The organism is Diaphorobacter sp. HDW4B (genome assembly GCF_011305535.1).
GTDB lineage: Bacteria > Pseudomonadota > Gammaproteobacteria > Burkholderiales > Burkholderiaceae_C > Diaphorobacter_A.
In genome coordinates, this window is record NZ_CP049905.1 from 4,256,258 (window position 1) to 4,275,267 (window position 19,010).

Genomic DNA, 19,010 nt, shown 5'->3' on the forward strand with positions numbered 1-19,010 from the left:
TGTCCCAAAGTTCAGGAGTGACTTTCCGCATGTCCGCGCCCGCCGCCCGCAAATCCGACGCCCCAGCCAACGCTCCCACGGCCCGCAAAACAGACAAGGATCTCCCGCTGATCCAGGATATTCGTCTGCTTGGCCGCATTCTGGGGGACGCGATTCGTGAGCAGGAAGGCGTGGCCGCCTATGATCTGGTCGAGCAGATCCGCAAGCTGTCGGTGGCCTTCCGCCGCGATGCCGATCAGGAAGCCGACAAGGCGCTCAAGAAGCTGCTCAAGGGCCTGACGGGCGACCAGACGGTGAGCGTGATCCGCGCATTCACCTATTTCAGTCACTTGGCCAATCTGGCCGAAGACCGCCACCACATCCGCCGCCGTGCCGTGCACGAGCGTGCCGGCAGCGCGCAGGAAGGCAGCATCGAAGTGGCGCTGGCGCGTCTGCGTTGGGCGGGCATTGCGCCGCGTGCCGTGGTGCAGTCGCTTGCCAAGAGCTACGTGGCTCCGGTGCTCACCGCCCACCCGACCGAGGTGCAGCGCAAGAGTATTCTGGATTCCGAGCGCGAGATCGCCGATCTGCTGACCGAGCGCGACGACATCCTCATGCGCGCGCAGCTCTACAACAGCGCCAAGGACCCGATCACCCCGCGCGAGCTGGCCGAAAACGAATCGCACCTGCGTGCCCGCGTGGCGCAGCTTTGGCAAACGCGCCTGCTGCGCTACTCCAAGCTCACCGTGGCCGACGAGATCGAGAACGCGCTCTCCTACTACGAATACACCTTTCTGCACGAGATTCCGCGCCTGTACATGGAGCTGGAGCGCGAGCTGGGCAACCAGCATGTGGCGAGCTTTCTGCGCATGGGCCAGTGGATCGGCGGCGACCGTGACGGCAATCCGAACGTGAGCGCCGCGACACTGGAACTGGCACTGAAGCGCCAGTCCGAAGTCGCGCTGCGCCACCATCTGACCGAGGTGCACAACCTGGGTCGCGAACTCTCGCTGTCGTCCAATCTGGTACAGGTCTCGCCCGAGATGCTGGCGCTGGCCGACCGCTCGCCAGACACCAGCGAACACCGCGTGGACGAGCCATATCGCCGCGCGCTGACCGGCGTTTACGCGCGCCTGGCCGCAACGCTCAAGAAACTGACGGGCGGTGACGCCGCACGCCACGCCGTCGCGCCGCAGAACCCTTATGTGAGCGCGCAGGAATTCCTCGCCGATCTGCGGGTGATCGAGTCCTCGCTGCTGTCGCACAAGGCCTCGGCGATGTCGCAGCAGCGTCTGCGTCCGCTGATTCGTGCGGTGGAAGTGTTCGGCTTTCATCTTGCGACCGTCGATCTGCGCCAAAGCTCCGACCAGCACGAACGCGTGGTGGCCGAGCTGCTCGCCAAGGCGCGCATCACGCCCGACTATTCTTCGCTGCCGGAGAGCGAACGCCGCAAGCTGCTGATGCTGCTGTTGGCCGATGCGCGCCCGCTGCGTGTGATGGGCGCGGAATATTCCGAGCACACCGCTGGCGAGATCGCCATCTTCGAGACCGCGCTCAAGATGCGCGAACTCTATGGTGCCGAGGCGATTCGCCACTACATCATCAGCCACACCGAGACCGTGAGCGACATGCTCGAAGTGCTGCTGCTGCAAAAGGAAGTGGGGCTGATGCACGGCACGCTCGACCAGGGCGGCCGTGCCGATCTGATCGTCGTGCCGCTGTTCGAGACCATCGAAGACCTGCGCAATGCCGCGCCCATCATGCGCGAGCTGTACGAGCTGCCCGGCTATGCGGCGCTGGTGCGTGCGAGCGGCGCGGAGCAGGACATCATGCTCGGCTACAGCGACAGCAACAAGGATGGCGGCATCTTCACCAGCAACTGGGAGCTGTACCGCGCCGAGATCGCGCTGGTCGCGCTGTTCGATGAGCTCAACGCCAAGCAACATGGCACGCAGATTCAACTGCGCATGTTCCATGGCCGTGGCGGCACGGTGGGGCGTGGCGGTGGCCCGAGCTATCAGGCCATTCTGGCGCAGCCACCGGGCACGGTGCGCGGCCAGATCCGTTTGACGGAGCAGGGCGAAGTGATCGCCTCCAAATACGCGAACCCGGAAATCGGCCGACGCAACCTGGAAACGCTGGTCGCTGCGACGCTCGAAGCCTCGCTGCTGCAGCCGACCAAGCCTGCGACCAAGGCGTTTCTTGAAGCGGCCGAGCAACTGTCGAAAGACAGCATGGGCGCGTACCGCGCGCTGGTGTACGAAACACCGGGCTTCACCGATTATTTCTTCAGCGCCACGCCGATCCGCGAAATCGCCGAACTCAACATCGGCTCGCGCCCCGCATCGCGCAAGGCCAACCAGAAGATCGAGGACCTGCGCGCGATTCCATGGGGCTTCAGCTGGGGTCAGTGCCGCTTGACGTTGCCGGGCTGGTTTGGTTTCGGATCGGCGGTGGAAGACTTCATCAAGGCTCCGGGCAAGGACCCCAAGGCGCAGCTCGCGCTGCTGCAGAAGATGTATCGCCAATGGCCGTTCTTTCGCACGCTGCTGTCCAACATGGACATGGTGCTGGCCAAGAGCGACATGCAACTGGCCTCGCGCTACAGCGAACTGGTGGGCGACGCACGTTTGCGCAAGAAGGTGTTCGGCAACATCGAGGCCGAATGGCAGCGCACGTCGGACGCGCTGGTGCGCATCACCGGCGACAAGCAGCGACTGGCGCACAACTCGGCGCTGGCGCGTTCGATCCGTCACCGCTTCCCGTACATCGATCCGCTGCACCACTTGCAGGTCGAGCTGATTCGCCGCTGGCGTCTGGGGCAGGGCGATGACCGCGTGAAGACCGGTATCCAGATTTCCATCAACGGTATTGCCGCCGCGCTGCGCAACACCGGCTGATCGGGAGCATCATCCGCAACTGCTTTTTTCGAGTTCGTAGAGTGGGTTGGGCAGGTAGATCATGCAGTTGTCGGGAAGTGACTTTGCGCTGAGCGGTTGGCTGCATCGCCTGCGCGGGCAGGAAGCGTCGCTGTATGCGCTGCGCGTGTCGGTGGCGTTGAGCGGCGCGATGGGGTGGTGCTGGACCACCGGCCACATGCGCTGGCTGGTGCCGCTGTTTCTCGGCGTGATCGCCAGCGCGCTGGCCGAGACCGATGACAACTGGCTAGGGCGTCTGCGCACGCTGCTGATCACGCTGTGCGGCTTTGCGCTGGTGGCTTTCAGCATCGAGGCCGTGGTGCAGTCGTCCACACTGTTCGCGCTGGCGCTGTGCGGCTTCGCGTTCGCGTTCACCATGTTGGGCGCGGTAGGCGAGCGGTATCGCGCGGTCTCCACCGCATCGGTGATTCTGGCGCTCTATACGGCGATGAGCGTGGGCGCATCGCAGCAGCCCACGCCGCATCTCGTGCCTATTCTTCTGCTGGTAGGTGCAGCCTGGTATGGCCTGCTGTCGGTGCTGTGGAAGATGGCTTTTCCGCTGCGTCCGCTGCGCATGGGGCTGGCGCAGTTGTACGCCGAACTCAGCGGCTATCTGCAATTGAAGGCCAGCCTGTTCGAGCCCGTGCGCGGCCTTGATGTGCAGCGGCGGCGCATCGGTCTGGCACAGGCCAATGGCCGCGTGGTGGCGGTGCTCAATGTGATGAAGGAGCGCCTGCTCAGCCGCATGCAGGTCGGCAAGGTGCCCAAGGGCGAACTGCTGCATTTTCTGAATCTGTACTTTCTCGCGCAGGACATCCACGAGCGCGCAAGCTCCTCGCACTATCTCTACAACGACTGGGCCGACGAGCTCTTCCACAGCGACGTGCTGTTTCGCTGCCAGCGCGTGCTGGCCCTGCAGGGCGTGACCTGCGCGCGTCTGGCTGAGGCGCTGCGAGCGCGCAAACCCTTCAAACGCGGCGTGGAAGTGGCACATGCGATCGTCGATTTCGAAGACGCCATCGGCTATCTCGAACAACAGAACCGCCCGCAATGGCTGCGTCCACTGCGTTCGTTGCGCGCGCTGTCGCGCAATCTCACGACGCTGGATGCGCAACTCACTTTGGCGACCGGCCCTCTCAACAGCTCGTGGCTGGGTGATGTGACGCTGTTCGATGCATCGGCGCGCAGCTTGGCGGATGGCTGGGCGCGCATCACCAAACAGCTTCATCTGAACTCGCCCCTGCTGCGCCACGCCGTGCGCCTGTCGGCCGCGCTGGCCGCCGGTTGCGTGGCCATGCAACTCACCGATCCTGAGCATGGGCATTGGATCTTGCTGACCACACTGTTCGTGTGCCAGGCCACTTACGGCGCAACCATCACGCGCGTGATCGAGCGCATCGCTGGCACGGCGCTGGGTCTGCTTGCGGGCTGGGCCTTGCTCAAGCTGTTCCCCGGTTTGGCGACGCAGGCACTGATTGCGGTGTGCGCGGGCGTGGTGTTCTTCATCACACGCACGCAGCGCTATGTGATCGGCACGGCCGCCATCACGCTGATGGTGCTGATGTGCTTCAACCAGACTACCGGCGCGGCCTACGAGCTGATCGCGCCGCGCCTGATCGACACGCTGATCGGCGGTGTGATCTCGGCCATCGCCATGTTGCTCGTGCTGCCCGATTGGCAAGGCCGCCGCATGAACGCCGTGGCCGCGCAGGCGGTCGCTGCAACCGCTGCGTATCTGCAGGAAATCCTCTCGCAATACGCTGATGGCAAGGACGATGATCTGGACTACCGCGTCGCCCGCCGCAACGCGCACGACGCAGACGCCGCGCTGTCCAAGGCGCTGCACCAGCTCATGCAGGAGCCGCGCTGGGCGCGCCGCAATGTGCTGTGGGGCCAGCGCATTCTGGTGCTCTCGCACAGCCTGCTCAACTATGTCTCGGCACTCGGCGCTCATCGCGGAAAGCTCGAAGGCGCGGCGCAGGACGCCTTGCTGCTCTCCGCTGGTGAAATGGCCGTGAGGGAGTTCAATGCCGTCGCCACGGCCTTGCGCGCGCACGGCAGTTTCGACTCCAACCTGCCCGATGCCGCCACTTGCGAATCCGCCGCCAAGTCGCTCGAAGAACATGCCGAATCGGCGGCAGAACCGCTGCGTGTGCTGCTCAACCAACTGGCCCTCATCTGCCGCCAGATTGCACCGCTGCGGCATGTGGCGGGGGAGTTGGCTCGGGTTGCGAAAAAGTAGGTGGACGAGCGCAAGTTTGTGCGTACAGTGACGGCTGATTTTGTTGACCATCAGGACACCGCACATGACCGCTTCCCCCGATATTCAAGTCCGCCCCATCCGCCAGGAAGACCGCGAACAATGGACACCGCTCTGGCTGGGCTACAACGTCTTCTACGGCCGTGAGGGCTCCACGGCGCTGCCGCAGCAGATCACCGATGTGACTTGGTCGCGTTTCTTCAATCCCGTCGAACCCGTCTTCGCCGCCGTGGCCGAACACGAAGGCCGCATCGTCGGTCTGGTGCACTACCTGTTTCACCGCAGCACCACGCGAATCGAGCCCATCTGCTACTTGCAGGACCTGTTCACCGAACCCACTTTGCGCGGCAAGGGCGTCGGTCGCGCGCTGATCCAGTTCGTCTACGAGCAGGCCCAACTCGCCAACTCCAGCCGCGTGTATTGGCAAACGCACACCACCAACGCAACAGGCCGCATGCTGTACGACAAGGTGGCGGCGCACATGGGGTTCATCGTCTATACCAAGGAGCTGCAGCCGGTTTGAACATGGCGGGCAACAAAAAAGCGCCTCACATGAAGGCGCTTTGAATGTTTGGGGCGGATGCCCTGAGCGAAGGATTTATTCCACGTCGCCCATCATCGATTGCAGGTAGTTCTGCACGCCGACCTTGCCGATCAGATCGATCTGGGTTTCGAGGAAATCGATGTGCTCTTCCGTGTCTTCCAGAATTTCCTGGAGCAGGTCGCGCGAGACATAGTCGCGCACGGTTTCGCAGTGGGCGATGCCGTCCTTGATCGTGGCCTGTGCGCCGCGCTCGCTGCGCAGGTCGCATTCGAGGATTTCTGGCACGTCTTCACCGACTTGCAGCTTGGCGAGATCCTGCAGATTGGGTAGGCCGTCGAGCATGAAGATGCGGTCCATGAGCTTGTCGGCGTGCTTCATCTCGCCGATCGACTCTTCGTATTCCTTCTTGGCCAACTTGTCGAAACCCCAGTGCTTGAGCATGCGGTAATGCAGGAAGTACTGGTTGATGGCAGTGAGTTCGTTTTTCAGTTGCGCTTGCAGATGCGCAATCACTTGTGGGTCGCCTTGCATGGCTTTCTCCTTCTGTTCGATGGGCGCATTGTCACCAAGCTATCTTTCTGATGCAAGACAATGCCCATTCACTTGCGGTATGGCTGCGTGTGATGTTGAGTTGCGTTCTCAAGCGCGAGGGATATCCTTGTTTTCCGTGATTTTCTGGTGAAGCCTCGAGGTTTTTTTCGTGGATGCTTGAAAATCCCTTCAGCCGACTGCAAGTGCTTCGATGAGGCAGACTTGGAATCATTGGGGTTTGACCATCAAGGGGTGAAGATTGATAGATTTCATAAATCGAAGTCATCAAGTCAATTAATTGGCTTAATCATCTGCCTCGGCCTAAACTTCAGTTTGTTCTCAGCCAATCAATCAACCAAAGGAAACGACAAATGTCCGTGATCAACACCACCATCAAGCCATTCAAGGCCAGCGCTTACAAGAACGGCAAGTTCATCGACATCACTGAAAAGGACGTGCTGGGCAAGTGGGCTGTGTTCTTCTTCTATCCTGCCGACTTCACGTTCGTGTGCCCTACCGAATTGGGCGACGTGGCTGACCACTACGCTGAACTGCAGAAGCTGGGCGTTGAAGTGTTCTCCGTGTCCACCGACACCCACTTCGTGCACAAGGCTTGGCACGATGCTTCGGACACCATCCGCAAGATCCAATACACGATGGTTGGCGACCCAACTTGGGAAATCTCCAACAACTTCGAAGTTCTGCGCGCTGACCAAGGTCTGGCCAACCGCGGCACTTACATCATCGACCCACAAGGCGTGATCCAGTCCGTCGAAATCACCGCCGAAGGCATTGGCCGCAACGCTGAAGAAATGATGCGCAAGATCAAGGCTGCCCAGTACGTGGCTTCGCACCCAGGTGAAGTGTGCCCAGCCAAGTGGGAAGAAGGCGCCAAGACTCTGGCTCCATCGCTCGACCTGGTCGGCAAGATCTAAGCAGCACTCGCTGCTTGAATCAACACAGTTGAAATGTTGTTGAAGACGCCCGGGTGCCTGGCGCCCGGGCTTTTTTTTTCCAAAAATTAGACAATCAAGAGGAATCTCCATGCTCGACACCACTCTCCAAACCCAATTGAAAGCATATCTGGAGCGTCTGCAGCGCCCCGTGGAGCTGGTGGCTACGCTGGACGATAGCGCCACCGCCAAGGAAGTGCGCGAACTTCTCAACGAAATCAAAGCGCTTTCCGACAAGATCACCGTGGTCGAAAAGAACGACTTGGCCCATGTGCGCAAGCCTTCTTTCCTGATCACCAACCCCGGTGTCGACACAGGCGTGCGTTTCGCCGGTGTGCCACTGGGTCATGAATTCACATCGCTGGTGCTGGCCCTGCTGCAAGTGGGCGGACATCCTTCCAAGGAAGCGGCCGATCTGCTCGAACAGGTGAAGAACCTGCAAGGCGAGTTCCACTTCGAGACCTACTACTCGCTGTCGTGCCACAACTGCCCGGACGTGGTGCAGGCGCTCAACCTGATGAGCGTGCTGAACCCCGGCATCACCCACACAGCCATTGACGGATCCGTGTTCCAGGACGAAATCAAGGAACGCGAAATCATGGGCGTGCCCACCGTGTTCCTGAACGGCAAGAACTTCGGCCAGGGTCGCATGGAACTGGCCGAGATCGTTGCCAAGGTCGACAGCGGCGCGGAAGCCCGCGTGGCCGCCAAGATCAACGCGATGGCCCCATTCGATGTGCTCGTCGTCGGTGGTGGCCCCGCTGGTGCCGCAGCCGCCGTGTATGCCGCGCGCAAGGGCATTCGCACAGGTGTGGCCGCCGAGCGTTTCGGCGGTCAGGTGCTGGACACCGTGGACATCGAAAACTTCATCTCGGTCAGCAAGACCGAAGGCCCCAAGTTTGCGATTGCGCTGGAGCAGCACGTCGCTGACTACGACGTCGAAGTGATGAACCTGCAACGCGCCAAGGCCTTGAAGCCTGCGGCAACCGAAGGTGGCTTGGTCGAGATCGAACTGGAAAACGGCGCAACGCTCAAGAGCAAGACCGTGATCCTGTCGACCGGCGCTCGCTGGCGCAACATGAACGTGCCGGGCGAAGAGCAATACCGCACCAAGGGCGTGACGTACTGCCCACACTGCGACGGCCCGTTGTTCAAGGGCAAGCGCGTGGCGGTGATCGGCGGCGGCAACTCCGGTATCGAAGCGGCCATCGACCTGGCCGGTATCGTGTCGCATGTGACGGTGCTTGAATTCGCACCCGAACTGAAGGCCGACGCCGTGCTGCAGAAGAAGCTGGCCAGCCTGCCGAACGTGGACGTGATCCTGAACGCCCAGACCACCGAAGTGAACGGCGACGGCTCCAAGGTCAACGGCATCACTTACAAGGATCGCACCAACGATGAGATCCGCACGGTCGAACTCGAAGGCATCTTCGTGCAGATCGGTCTGCTGCCCAACACCGACTGGCTCAAGGGCACGGTCGAGCTGACCCGCTTCGGCGAGATCATCATCGACGCCAAGGGCCACACCAACGTGCCCGGCGTGTTCGGTGCCGGTGACTGCACCAACGTGCCGTACAAGCAGATCATCATCGCTGCGGGTGCCGGTGCCACGGCTGCGCTGTCGGCGTTCGATCACCTGATCCGCCATTGATCTGGGCGGTTTGCTCTGCGCGCTGACAGCGCGGATGGGCTCATGAAAAAGGGACTGCCCTCAATGGTGCAGTCCCTTTTGCTTTGGGATGGGCCTGTGTGCGTGAACGGGCCACGCGCTGACGCGCATTGCGGGTCGGATGGGGGTGCTTTCTGATTTCAGCTGTCGCGGTTGCCTGCCGCGAAAGGCGTGCCGGGGTTCACGTCGAGCACCACGCGTTCCGGGGCGACCAGTGCGTCCTCGTGCTGGCAACGCCATTTGGTGCCTTTCTGAATGCCTGCCAGCGTGTGGCCGTCTTCGATCACGTCGCCGTTCTGGATCAGATAGACGGCGGAGTTGAAGATGAAGCGCGACATGTCGGATGGATCTAGCTCGCGGAAATGGCATTGCACGTCGGGCACGCCGAACACGCTGCCGCCCACGCTGTCCATCAGCATGTCGCCCTCGTGGTTGCTGATGTTGAAAAAGCGCACGTTGATCACGCCGTAATACACGTAGCCGTCCGCGTGGTGCTGGATGTAGGTTGCGGGGTTGAGCAGGCAGCGGGCGTTGGTTTGGCTGATCGCGGTGACGCCGCCGTTTTCGATGATCACGTGCATGACCGCCTGCAGGATTTCGAGGCGGTCTTCGACCTCGAGGCCACGTCCCATGAACTCGGTCACCAGAATGCAGTGCTTGCTTTGCGCGACGGCTTCCTGCTTCTCGGGCCAGTCCCAGGTCTGCTGGATCTCGTCGTCATATTCGGACGGATCGAACGGCGTGTCCGCGCGCAGGATGGCGATCTGGCTGGGCATGTTCTGCTGGTCGCTGTAGTCCACGCAGTAGTCGTGCAGCGCGAACATGAGAGTTTTGCTGTCAGCACCTTTCGAGATCAGATGGACCTCGCCGAGATGCTCTTCCAGTGCGGCACGCAGCGTTTCACCATCGAGCTGTGGCGGGGCGGCGTAGAGCGCCTCGAATTGCCACATGTCGGGTTGCCAGCGGGGAGTTGTCTCGGTCTGCTCTTCGGTCATGGCGGGCTCTCATCAGCTTGGATGGCGAGAGGCTAACACGCCGATCTTTCAGTCCTTTTGGCGGTCCGGGTGATCAGCCCAGATCGACGGTGGCGGCCACCAGCTTCATCACCACGGGGCGCACGCCAAGCACGCAGAAGAACGCCACGGGCATGGCCAGCATGTAGGTCTTGAGCACGCGCCCGATGTAGCCTGCGCCGATGCCGGTGTTCACGCCGACGATGACCATGCACATGAGCAGCGCCATGATGGCGGCCATGTACAGGGCGAAGACGATCTGGGTGTATTTGCGATGGATCTTGCGGCTCGGGGTCTTGTGTGTGTGACCGGTGGCGTTGGCGCTGGCTTGGTGTGATTTCGACATGGAGGGGTTCATCGCCGGAGCGATACATCGGGAAGGGAGTTGACAGCCCTTCACTTTAAACATGACAAAGGTCAAGCGGTAGAGGTTTGGAGCTTGAAGGACTCGTAAGTAAAATTTATGAATTGATTTATCCAGTCGTCAATTCATATGCCGAATCTGCGTGCCATCGAAACCTTTGTGAAAGCGCTGGAGGGCGGCAGCATCGCCTCGGCGGCGCGGCAGTTGGGGATTTCGCCTGCGGCGGCGAGCCAGAACATCGCGCGGCTCGAAAAGGAACTCGGCACGCGGCTGATCACGCGCACCACGCGGTCGATGGCGTTGACCGAGGCGGGTGAGCGCTACCTGGCGCGCGTTGCTCCGGTGCTCGAAGAGCTGGAGAAGGCGCAGTCGGATCTGTCGCAGATCCACGGCGAGCTGCAGGGCCGCCTGCGCATTGCCTGCATGACGGCATTTGGCCGCCATGTGCTCGCGCCGCTGCTGCCCGCGTTTGCGGCGCAGCATCCCAAACTGGAGTTGGAACTGCTGTTCACCGATCGCAATGTCGATGTGCTCAAGGAGGATGTGGACGTGAGCGTGCGCTATCGCGATGCGCTGGAGCCGGGCATGTCGGTGCGGCCACTGGCGTCGATTCCGCGCATTCTGCTCGCGTCGCCCGAATACCTCGCCAAACACGGCACTCCGCAGACGGCGGAAGACCTGCTGGTGCACACCTGTTTGCTGTATCGCCGGGAGCGGGATGGGCGTTTCATGCGCTGGCCGTTTTCGCGCGATGGAAAACCGGTGGAGCCGCAACTACGCATTGGTGCCGTGGGCACCGACATCGACACGCTGGTCGAATACGCGCGTGCGGGCGGCGGCATCGTCTGGGCAGGCAGCTTCATCGCGCGCCAGCATGTCGCCCCGGGGCTGGATCAGCGCTCGGGCCAGCGCGAGGAGGTGGTCAGCATCGCCCGGCGCTACGTGCACGCGGGGCTGCTGGTGCCGATTCAGCTCAAGCCAGCGCGCAAGGGGCAGCTCCAGTTCGACAATCTGCCGCTGGACTTCTTCGCCTGTTTTCGCGACCGGCAATATGTGCCGGCCAAGGTGCGCGCGCTGGTCGACTATCTGGTCGAAGTGCTGCCGAACCCGCCGGGGCTGAGCTGGCCGTAACTTCAGTGGCTTCAGTGGCCCAGATGCTGCGGCAGCACTTCCTGCAGGATGGTCGTGGCGATTTCTTCGATCGACTTGGTCGTGCTGGACAGCCAACCGATGCTGGAGCGGCGCATCATGGCTTCGGCCTCGGCCACTTCGTAGCGGCAGTTGGCGAGGCTGGCGTATTTCGAGTCCGGGCGGCGCTCGTTGCGGATGCTGGACAGGCGCTGCGGGTCGATGGTCAGGCCGAACAGCTTCTTGCGGTAGGGCTCCAGCGCCGGTGGCAATTGTTTGCGGTCAAAGTCTTCCGGGATCAGCGGGTAGTTCGCCACTTTCAGGCCGAACTGCATCGCCAGATACAGGCTGGTCGGGGTCTTGCCGCTGCGGCTCACGCCGACCAGGATCACGTCCGCGCCGGTCAGGTCGTGGTGGGTCTGGCCGTCGTCATGGGCGAGGGTGTAGTTGATCGCCTCCATGCGCTCAAGGTATTCCTTGCTCTCGCTGATGTCGGCAAAGCGGCCCACGCGGTGAAGCGACTTCTGGCCCAACTCGATCTCCAGCGGGCGCACGAAGGTGCCGAACATGTCGAACACCTTGCCCTTGCACTGGGTTTCGATCAGATCGAGCATTTCCTGATTCACCAGCGTGGTGAACACGATGGGTTTTTTGTGCTCGACCTCGGCCACGTGGTTGACCTGCCGGATCGCCTGATGGCACTTGTCGATGGAATCCACGAACGGGATTCGCACCAGCCGGGGCTTGGTCTCGAACTGGGCCATGATGGCGGTGCCGAAAGTCTCGGCTGTAATGCCAGTGCCATCGGAAATCACGAAAATCGTGTGGGTGTGCATTGCACGCGAAGAAGTGCTCATATTTCAGTATCCGGGAAGTCACGCACGAAAACCTGCCTTGGCAGTCGGGCTGGGTTCAATCACTTTACGCGCAGCGATCAATCGGGCCCTACAATGGCGCCCATTATTCCCAATTTCCTTCCCATGTTGTTCATTGGCGTTCCACAACCAGAACATCAAAGCACTTCGCCTGGCGACGTGGGACTGGGCTGTGCGCGCTCAATACCGGCCATTGAGCCGACATTGTTGAGTTCGAGCGTTGCAGGCCTGCACCGGTTTTTAAACTCTGGAGCTTCCCCATGTCTGCACTCTATGAAACGACCGCCCTGGTCGTTCCGTTTGAGAACCTGAGAATGACCGATGTCGAGGTCGTAGGCGGCAAGAACGCCTCGCTCGGCGAAATGATTTCCCAACTGCCCGAAGGCGTTCGCGTTCCAACGGGCTTTGCCACCACCGCCCACGCATTCCGCGAATTTCTGAAGCACGAAGGTCTGGCTGATCGCATCAGCAAGAAGCTGGCAACGCTGGACGTGGACGATGTGCGCGCGCTGGCTGCAGCCGGTGCCGAAATCCGCGGTTGGATGGAAAACCAGCCATTCCCTGCCGATCTGGAAAAGTCGGTGCGCGATGCGTTCGCCACGCTGTCGGCTGGCAATGCACAGGCGAGCTTCGCCGTGCGTTCTTCGGCTACCGCTGAAGACTTGCCCGACGCTTCGTTCGCCGGTCAGCAAGAAACCTTCCTGAACGTGGTCGGCATCGAAGACGTGCTGCACAAGATGAAGGAAGTGTTCGCGTCGCTGTACAACGACCGCGCCATTTCGTATCGCGTTCACAAGGGCTTCGAGCACGATGTGGTCGCTCTGTCCGCTGGCGTGCAGCGCATGGTGCGCTCCGACACCGGCGCGGCTGGCGTGATGTTCACCATCGACACCGAATCCGGCTTTGAAGAAGTGGTGTTCATCACTTCGAGCTACGGCCTCGGTGAGACCGTGGTGCAGGGTGCTGTGAACCCCGACGAGTTCTATGTTCACAAGCCGATGCTGCAAGCTGGCAACAAGGCCGTGATCCGCCGCAATCTGGGCAGCAAGCTGATCCAGATGGTGTTCGCGTCGGCTGAAGAAAAGGCCGCTTCCGGCAAGCTGGTGAAGACGACCGATGTCGCGCCTGAACTGCGCAACCGCTACTCGCTGAGCGACGCAGACGTCGAGCAACTGGCTCGCTACGCGCTGATCATCGAAAAGCACTACGGTCGTCCGATGGACATCGAGTGGGGCAAGGATGGCACCGACGGCCAGCTCTACATCCTGCAGGCACGTCCTGAAACCGTGAAGAGCCAATCGAAGGGCCAGGCGGAACTGCGCTTCAAGCTCAAGGGCACCGGCACCGTGATCGCCGAAGGCCGCGCCATCGGTCAGAAGATCGGCACCGGCCCCGTGCGTCTGGTGAACGACATTGCCGAAATGGACAAGGTGCAGGCGGGCGACGTGCTGGTCACCGACATGACCGACCCCAACTGGGAGCCGGTGATGAAGCGCGCCTCCGCCATCGTCACCAACCGTGGTGGCCGTACCTGCCACGCCGCCATCATTGCGCGTGAACTGGGTATTCCGGCCGTGGTGGGTTGCGGTGACGCGACTTCGCTGCTGAAAGACGGCACGCTGGTGACCGTGAGCTGCGCAGAAGGCGACACCGGCAAGATCTACGACGGTCTGCTGGAAACCGAAGTGACCGAAGTGCAGCGCGGCGTGATGCCCAAGATCAGCACCAAGATCATGATGAACGTGGGCAACCCCCAACTGGCCTTCGACTTCGCGCAACTGCCCAACGAAGGTGTGGGCTTGGCGCGTCTCGAGTTCATCATCAACAACAACATCGGCGTTCACCCCAAGGCCATCCTCGACTACCCAGCCGTGGATGCCGACCTGAAGAAGGCCGTGGAATCGGTGGCTCGCGGCCACGCGTCGCCACGTGCTTTCTACGTGGACAAGGTGGCTGAAGGCGTGGCGACGATTGCCGCTGCTTTCTGGCCCAAGCCCGTCATCGTGCGTCTGTCGGACTTCAAGTCCAACGAGTACCGCAAGCTGATCGGCGGCAGCCGCTACGAGCCGGAAGAAGAAAACCCGATGCTGGGTTTCCGCGGTGCAGCGCGCTACATCAGCGCCGACTTCGGCGAAGCCTTCGCCATGGAGTGCGAAGCGCTCAAGCGCGTGCGCAACGAAATGGGCCTCACCAACATCCAGGTGATGGTGCCTTTCGTGCGTACCCTGAAGCAAGCCGAGCGCGTGACCAACCTGCTGGCCGAACACGGTCTGAAGCGCGGTGACAACGGCCTGAAGGTCATCATGATGTGCGAAGTGCCTTCCAACGCCGTGCTGGCCGAGCAGTTCCTGCAGTTCTTCGACGGCTTCTCCGTCGGCTCGAACGATCTGACACAGCTCACGCTGGGTCTGGACCGTGACTCCGGTCTCGAACTGCTGGCAGCCGACTTCGACGAGCGTGACCCAGCCGTGCAGGCACTGCTCAAGCGCGCCATCGACGCGTGCCTGGCGCAAGGCAAGTACGTGGGCATCTGCGGCCAAGGCCCCAGCGACCATCCTGACTTCGCCAAGTGGTTGGCCGATCAGGGCATCTCGTCGATCTCGCTGAACCCTGACAGCGTGGTCACGACCTGGCAGAACCTCGCAGGCTGAGCCTGACGCCGAACGGGAACAACCGCCCACATGCTGCCGCATTCCGAGAATGAAGAGCAGGTGGGCGTTCCCTTTCCGCCCGACATGCACGACGCCCGGCACTTGTGGCTCAAGGCCGGGCTTTTGTGCGTCTGGGCCCTGGTCACCTTCGGTGCATGCTGGTTCGTGCGCGATCTGACATGGCAGTTCGGCCAGTGGCAATTCGGCTACTGGATGGCCGCCCAAGGGGCAGTCCTGATGTTCATTGTGATCGTCTGCGTTTACTGTGCAGCGATGAACCATTTCGAGCGGCAGGATCACCAGCGCGAGTCCGGCAGCACCCCTCCCAATGAGTGACAGCAGCGGCGGTGGTGGCAGCGGCCCGCCGGATGGCCGCGCCTATTCAAGACGTCTGGCGCGCACGCTCACGCTGTATGTGATCGGCCTGCTGGGTTTCATCGCAGCCCTTGCCTGGGCCGAACAGCAGGGCTTGTCGCGGCACTGGATCGGGCCGATCTTTCTGTTCCTCACCGTGATGGCCTATGCGGGCATCGGCGTGTATGCGCGCACCACGGATCCCGAGGAATACTACGTCGCAGGCAGGCGCATTCCGCCGTTCTACAACGGCATGGCTGCAGCCGCCGACTGGATGAGCGCGGCCTCGTTCATCAGCCTCTCGGGCGCGCTCTATCTGCAGGGCTTTGCGGGCCTGCCGGGGCAGGCGGGCGGGCTGGCCTATCTGCTGGGCTGGACGGGCGGTTTCTGCCTCGTCGCCATGCTGATCGCGCCGCACCTGCGGGCGATGAATCTCTACACCATTCCCGACTTCTTCCAGGTGCGCTTCGGCGGACGCTGGCCGCGCGTGATCGCGGCGCTGGCGGCGGTGATCTGCTCGTTCACCTACGTGGTCGCGCAGATCTACGGTGTGGGCCTGATCGCCTCGCGTCTGACTGGCGTTCAGTTCGAGATCGGCATCATGCTGGGGCTGGGCGGCGTGCTGCTGTGCTCGTTTCTCGGCGGCATGCGCGCGATCACCTGGACGCAGGTGGCGCAGTATGTCGTCATCCTGCTGGCGTTTTTGATTCCGGTGTCATGGCTGGCCTTCAAGCAGCTCGGCACGCCGGTGGCGACTTTCGAATACGGCGCGCAGATCGGCAAGATCGCTGAACTGGAAGACCTGTTGCTCGCATCGCCTGCCGAAAAGGAAGTGCAGCGCGCCTATCTGCGCCGCGCGCGTGAATACGAAGCTCGGCTCACCGATGTGGAGGCCGCGCTGGAACGCGAGCGCACCGTCGCGCGCGAGCGCATCCAGCGTCTGCGTGCGCAGAACGCCGATGTCGGCCTGATCGTCGCCGCCAGCCGCGAGCTCGTGAAGCTGCCGCGCGATGCCGCCACGGCCCGCGAACTGTGGACCCGCGAGATGCGCGAGAACTACGAGCGTGCGCGCCCGCTGGGCGGCCTGCCGCGCCACAGTCAGCCGTTTGCGGGCGATCCCAAGGGCAGTTCCGAAGAGCGCGAAGCCTTCCAGAATTCACGCCTGAATTTCCTCGCACTGATGTTCTGTCTGATGGTCGGCACGGCGGGCTTGCCGCATCTGCTCACGCGCTACTACACGGCCCCGAGCGTGGCCGGAGCGCGCTCGTCGGTCGCATGGTCGCTGTTCTTCATCGCGCTGCTGTACCTGAGTGCGCCCGCGTTGGCGGTGCTGGTCAAGCATGAGGTCATGAACAACCTGGTCGGCAGCAGCTTCGACGCGCTGCCCAACTGGATCGCGCAATGGTCGCGGCTCGACAGCGCCTTGCTCTCGGTTGAAGACATGAATGGCGACGGCATTCTGCAGTTCGGCGAAATGCGCTTCGGTGCCGACCTCATCATGCTCGCCACGCCCGAAATCGCCGGGCTGCCCTATGTGATCTCCGGGCTCGTCGCGGCGGGCGGCTTGGCGGCTGCGCTCTCCACCGCCGATGGCCTGCTGCTCACCATCAGCAACGCCTTGGTGCGTGACCTGTACTTCCGCGAAACCCGCCGCCGTGCCACGCCCGAGCAGCGCGTGATTCTGACGAAATTCGCCTTGCTGACCGTGGCCTTGTCGGCCGCCTTCGTGGCCGCGCTCAAGCCGTCGGAAATTTTGCCCATGGTTTCGGCCTCGTTCTCGATTGCCGCCTCGGCCTTTGTTCCGGCCATGGTGCTCGGCATCTTCTGGCGCGGCACCACGCGCGAGGGGGCTGTGGCCGGCATGGTCAGCGGCCTGCTGATCACCGTGTACTACCTGCTCTCCCAAGTGGAGGCGGTGCGCTCCGTCGTGCCGTCGCTCCTGCTGGTGGACGGACTGTGGTTCGGCATCCAGCCGATCTCGGCTGGCGTGTTCGGCGTGCCTGCAGGTCTGGTGGTGACGTGGATCGTGAGCCTGCTGACACGATCACGCGACGATCAAGAAAATCTACCAGAGTCGTCATAACGTAAGAATAAATCTTAGGCATCCTTCGGGCATTCCCGGTAGGCAATCAAATTAACATTTGAGATGGTTGGATACCGAATCCCAAGACCCGAATGTGAGGTGAGCCATGATTTACGTTAAGACGCAAGCGGGTCAACAAGCTCTCAAAGAGCGCCATGTTTCGCTGCCGCCCCGCCAGCGATCCGCCTTCATCCTGTTCGATGGAAAACGCACCGTCGCCCAGGTGCTCGAAGCCACCGCATCGATGGGCATCACCGCGCAGGACGTGCAGGCCATGGCCGACCAAGGCCTGCTCGAAGTGGCGTCTGCATCCGCCGCAGGCACTGCCGTTGCCGCCCCGACCAGCGACTTTGGCGCAGAGGCCTTCCGCAGCTCTGGCGACCGCTACCAGGACGCCTACCGCATCGCCACCGAGCTGACTTCCGGCCTTGGGCTGCGTGGTCTGCCGCTGACGCTGGCGGTCGAATCCGCGGGTGGATATCGCGAACTGCTGGCGCTTGCACCCAAGATCCGCGCGGCGGTGGGGGAGGTGAAATTCGCGCGGCTGGAGCAGGCATTGAACGGGTAAGAGAGATTCCGTCGAGCTGAAACAAAAAACGCGCCTTCAAGGCGCGTTCTTCGTTGTCGGAAATGAAATGCCGATCAGCCGCCCACGCCCAGCAGTTCGACGTCGAACTTGAGGGTGGCGTTCGGAGGAATCACCCCGCCTGCGCCGCGTGCGCCGTAGCCCAGAGCTGCGGGGATCAGCAGGGTGCGTTGACCACCGATCTTCATGCCTTGCACGCCTTCGTCCCAGCCCTTGATGACCATGCCAGCGCCCAGCGGGAATTCAAACGGGTCGTTGCGGTCGCGGCTGGAGTCGAACTTGGCGCCTTGCTGGCCGTCGTTGTAGAGCCAGCCGGTGTAGTGCACGCGCACGGGCACGCCAGCCTTGGCTTCGGCGCCTTCGCCGACGACGGTGTCCAGATACTGCAGGCCGGAGGGGGTAGTGGTGAACGTCATGATGAGAAGAGGGTCCTTTGGATGGGATTTTCAAAATCGCGGAGCCCGGAGCGATTGTCGCGGGCGGCGAAGTGGCAAGCATAGTGCCAAAAAACACAAAACCCGCCATGAAAGCGGGTAGATGTGGGTGAGAGCGGGGGAAAGCCGGTCAGTCGTCCAGATTGTCCGACGGCGGGAAGGAGTTGGGGATGCCGGGATTTGGCGTCGATGTGGTGCTGGGCGGATTGCCCGGTGCAGTTGCCGCAGGCGCGGTCGCCGTGGTCGCTGCCGTCGCCGACGATGCCCGCACGGTCACCTTGCGCGGATGATTGGCGGCCCAGCGCAGGGCGAAGGGTTGCACGTCCGACAGGCGCTTGAGCAGGTCCTGACCGAGCGGGGTGACCGTGTAGCCGTCGCTGCCGTGGTCGAGCAGGCTGGCTTCGCGCAGCTCCTTGATGCGGGTGTTCAGCGTGTTGGGGGTGATGCCGCCCACGCTGTCCTGCAGCAACCGGAAGGTCTGGGGATGGCCGTCGCGCAGCGCCCACAGCACGCGCATCGCATAACGGCATTCGAGTCGCTCGAACAGCTGATTGACTGCGGCGTTGTCCTTGGAGCTCATGGGCGCTTCTCCTTACGCATGAAATGAAAGCCGCCCGTGGGGCCGATGAGGGACTCATGCGGGGTGTTGGGCGAAAAACGGCCCCAAT

At 62.2% G+C, this 19,010-nt stretch carries 15 protein-coding genes and 1 pseudogene; 10 read left to right on the top strand and 6 right to left on the bottom strand.

Annotation, left to right across the window (positions count from 1 at the left end; translation table 11 throughout):
- The first annotated feature begins 29 nt into the window (after nt 1–29).
- The 3 genes from ppc to G7048_RS19560 all read left to right on the top strand — a co-directional run bounded on the left by ppc (nt 30) and on the right by G7048_RS19560 (nt 5,680).
- Nucleotides 30–2,879: a phosphoenolpyruvate carboxylase gene (gene ppc / locus G7048_RS19550; protein ID WP_166069741.1), complete on the top strand. Its 2,850-nt coding sequence runs from the start codon at nt 30–32 to the stop codon at nt 2,877–2,879.
- Between the two features lie 61 nt (nt 2,880–2,940).
- The gene (gene yccS, locus G7048_RS19555) at nt 2,941–5,139 is read left to right on the top strand and encodes a YccS family putative transporter (protein WP_166069742.1); all 2,199 of its coding nucleotides are present in this window, start codon (nt 2,941–2,943) and stop codon (nt 5,137–5,139) included.
- Nucleotides 5,140–5,203: 64 nt separating this feature from the next.
- Nucleotides 5,204–5,680, top strand: a complete 477-nt coding sequence (locus G7048_RS19560; protein ID WP_166069744.1) for a GNAT family N-acetyltransferase — start codon at nt 5,204–5,206, stop codon at nt 5,678–5,680.
- 75 nt (nt 5,681–5,755) lie between these two features.
- Here G7048_RS19560 and bfr read toward each other — a convergent pair whose 3' ends face one another.
- Entirely contained in the window at nt 5,756–6,232 is a 477-nt protein-coding gene (gene bfr / locus G7048_RS19565; protein ID WP_166069745.1) for a bacterioferritin, read from the bottom strand.
- A gap of 371 nt (nt 6,233–6,603) precedes the next feature.
- Between bfr and ahpC the strand changes: the two genes are divergently transcribed.
- Both ahpC and ahpF read left to right on the top strand, forming a co-directional pair.
- Nucleotides 6,604–7,167, top strand: a complete 564-nt coding sequence (gene ahpC, locus G7048_RS19570; RefSeq protein ID WP_166069746.1) for an alkyl hydroperoxide reductase subunit C — start codon at nt 6,604–6,606, stop codon at nt 7,165–7,167.
- A gap of 109 nt (nt 7,168–7,276) precedes the next feature.
- Nucleotides 7,277–8,836, top strand: coding sequence for an alkyl hydroperoxide reductase subunit F (gene ahpF, locus G7048_RS19575; protein WP_166069747.1), 1,560 nt, complete (start codon nt 7,277–7,279; stop codon nt 8,834–8,836).
- A gap of 158 nt (nt 8,837–8,994) precedes the next feature.
- Here ahpF and G7048_RS19580 read toward each other — a convergent pair whose 3' ends face one another.
- Together G7048_RS19580 and G7048_RS19585 are read right to left on the bottom strand one after the other, a co-directional pair.
- The gene (locus G7048_RS19580) at nt 8,995–9,849 is read right to left on the bottom strand and encodes a DUF4261 domain-containing protein (protein ID WP_166069748.1); all 855 of its coding nucleotides are present in this window, start codon (nt 9,847–9,849) and stop codon (nt 8,995–8,997) included.
- A gap of 73 nt (nt 9,850–9,922) precedes the next feature.
- Entirely contained in the window at nt 9,923–10,213 is a 291-nt protein-coding gene (locus G7048_RS19585) for a DUF2798 domain-containing protein (protein ID WP_166069749.1), read from the bottom strand.
- A 147-nt stretch (nt 10,214–10,360) separates the two neighbouring features.
- On the opposite strand from G7048_RS19585, the gene G7048_RS19590 reads away from it, so the two are divergent.
- Nucleotides 10,361–11,362, top strand: a complete 1,002-nt coding sequence (locus tag G7048_RS19590) for a LysR family transcriptional regulator (RefSeq protein WP_166069750.1) — start codon at nt 10,361–10,363, stop codon at nt 11,360–11,362.
- Nucleotides 11,363–11,373: 11 nt separating this feature from the next.
- On the opposite strand, the gene G7048_RS19595 is transcribed toward G7048_RS19590, so the two are convergent.
- Nucleotides 11,374–12,195 carry a pyruvate, water dikinase regulatory protein gene (locus tag G7048_RS19595; protein WP_166071067.1) on the bottom strand — a complete coding sequence of 274 codons (822 nt, stop codon included), beginning with the start codon at nt 12,193–12,195 and terminating at the stop codon, nt 11,374–11,376.
- Between the two features lie 299 nt (nt 12,196–12,494).
- Between G7048_RS19595 and ppsA the strand changes: the two genes are divergently transcribed.
- The 4 genes from ppsA to G7048_RS19615 all read left to right on the top strand — a co-directional run bounded on the left by ppsA (nt 12,495) and on the right by G7048_RS19615 (nt 17,890).
- Complete coding sequence (ppsA, locus tag G7048_RS19600; RefSeq protein ID WP_166069751.1) at nt 12,495–14,885, top strand: phosphoenolpyruvate synthase; 2,391 nt, start codon at nt 12,495–12,497, stop codon at nt 14,883–14,885.
- A gap of 30 nt (nt 14,886–14,915) precedes the next feature.
- Entirely contained in the window at nt 14,916–15,221 is a 306-nt protein-coding gene (locus G7048_RS19605; protein ID WP_166069753.1) for a DUF4212 domain-containing protein, read from the top strand.
- Nucleotides 15,214–17,322 carry a VC_2705 family sodium/solute symporter gene (locus G7048_RS19610; protein ID WP_166069754.1) on the top strand — a complete coding sequence of 703 codons (2,109 nt, stop codon included), beginning with the start codon at nt 15,214–15,216 and terminating at the stop codon, nt 17,320–17,322. The genes G7048_RS19605 and G7048_RS19610 overlap by 8 nt, the downstream gene beginning before the upstream one ends.
- Before the next feature lie 106 nt (nt 17,323–17,428).
- On the top strand, nt 17,429–17,890 hold the full coding sequence (locus G7048_RS19615; protein WP_166069755.1) for a hypothetical protein: 462 nt from the start codon (nt 17,429–17,431) through the stop codon (nt 17,888–17,890).
- A gap of 74 nt (nt 17,891–17,964) precedes the next feature.
- Here the strand turns inward: G7048_RS19615 and G7048_RS19620 are convergent, their stop codons facing one another.
- Complete coding sequence (locus G7048_RS19620; protein ID WP_166069756.1) at nt 17,965–18,324, bottom strand: FKBP-type peptidyl-prolyl cis-trans isomerase; 360 nt, start codon at nt 18,322–18,324, stop codon at nt 17,965–17,967.
- Between the two features lie 295 nt (nt 18,325–18,619).
- Nucleotides 18,620–18,922: pseudogene (locus tag G7048_RS19625) on the bottom strand (winged helix-turn-helix transcriptional regulator); the annotation flags it as partial.
- Between the last annotated feature and the right edge of the window lie 88 nt (nt 18,923–19,010).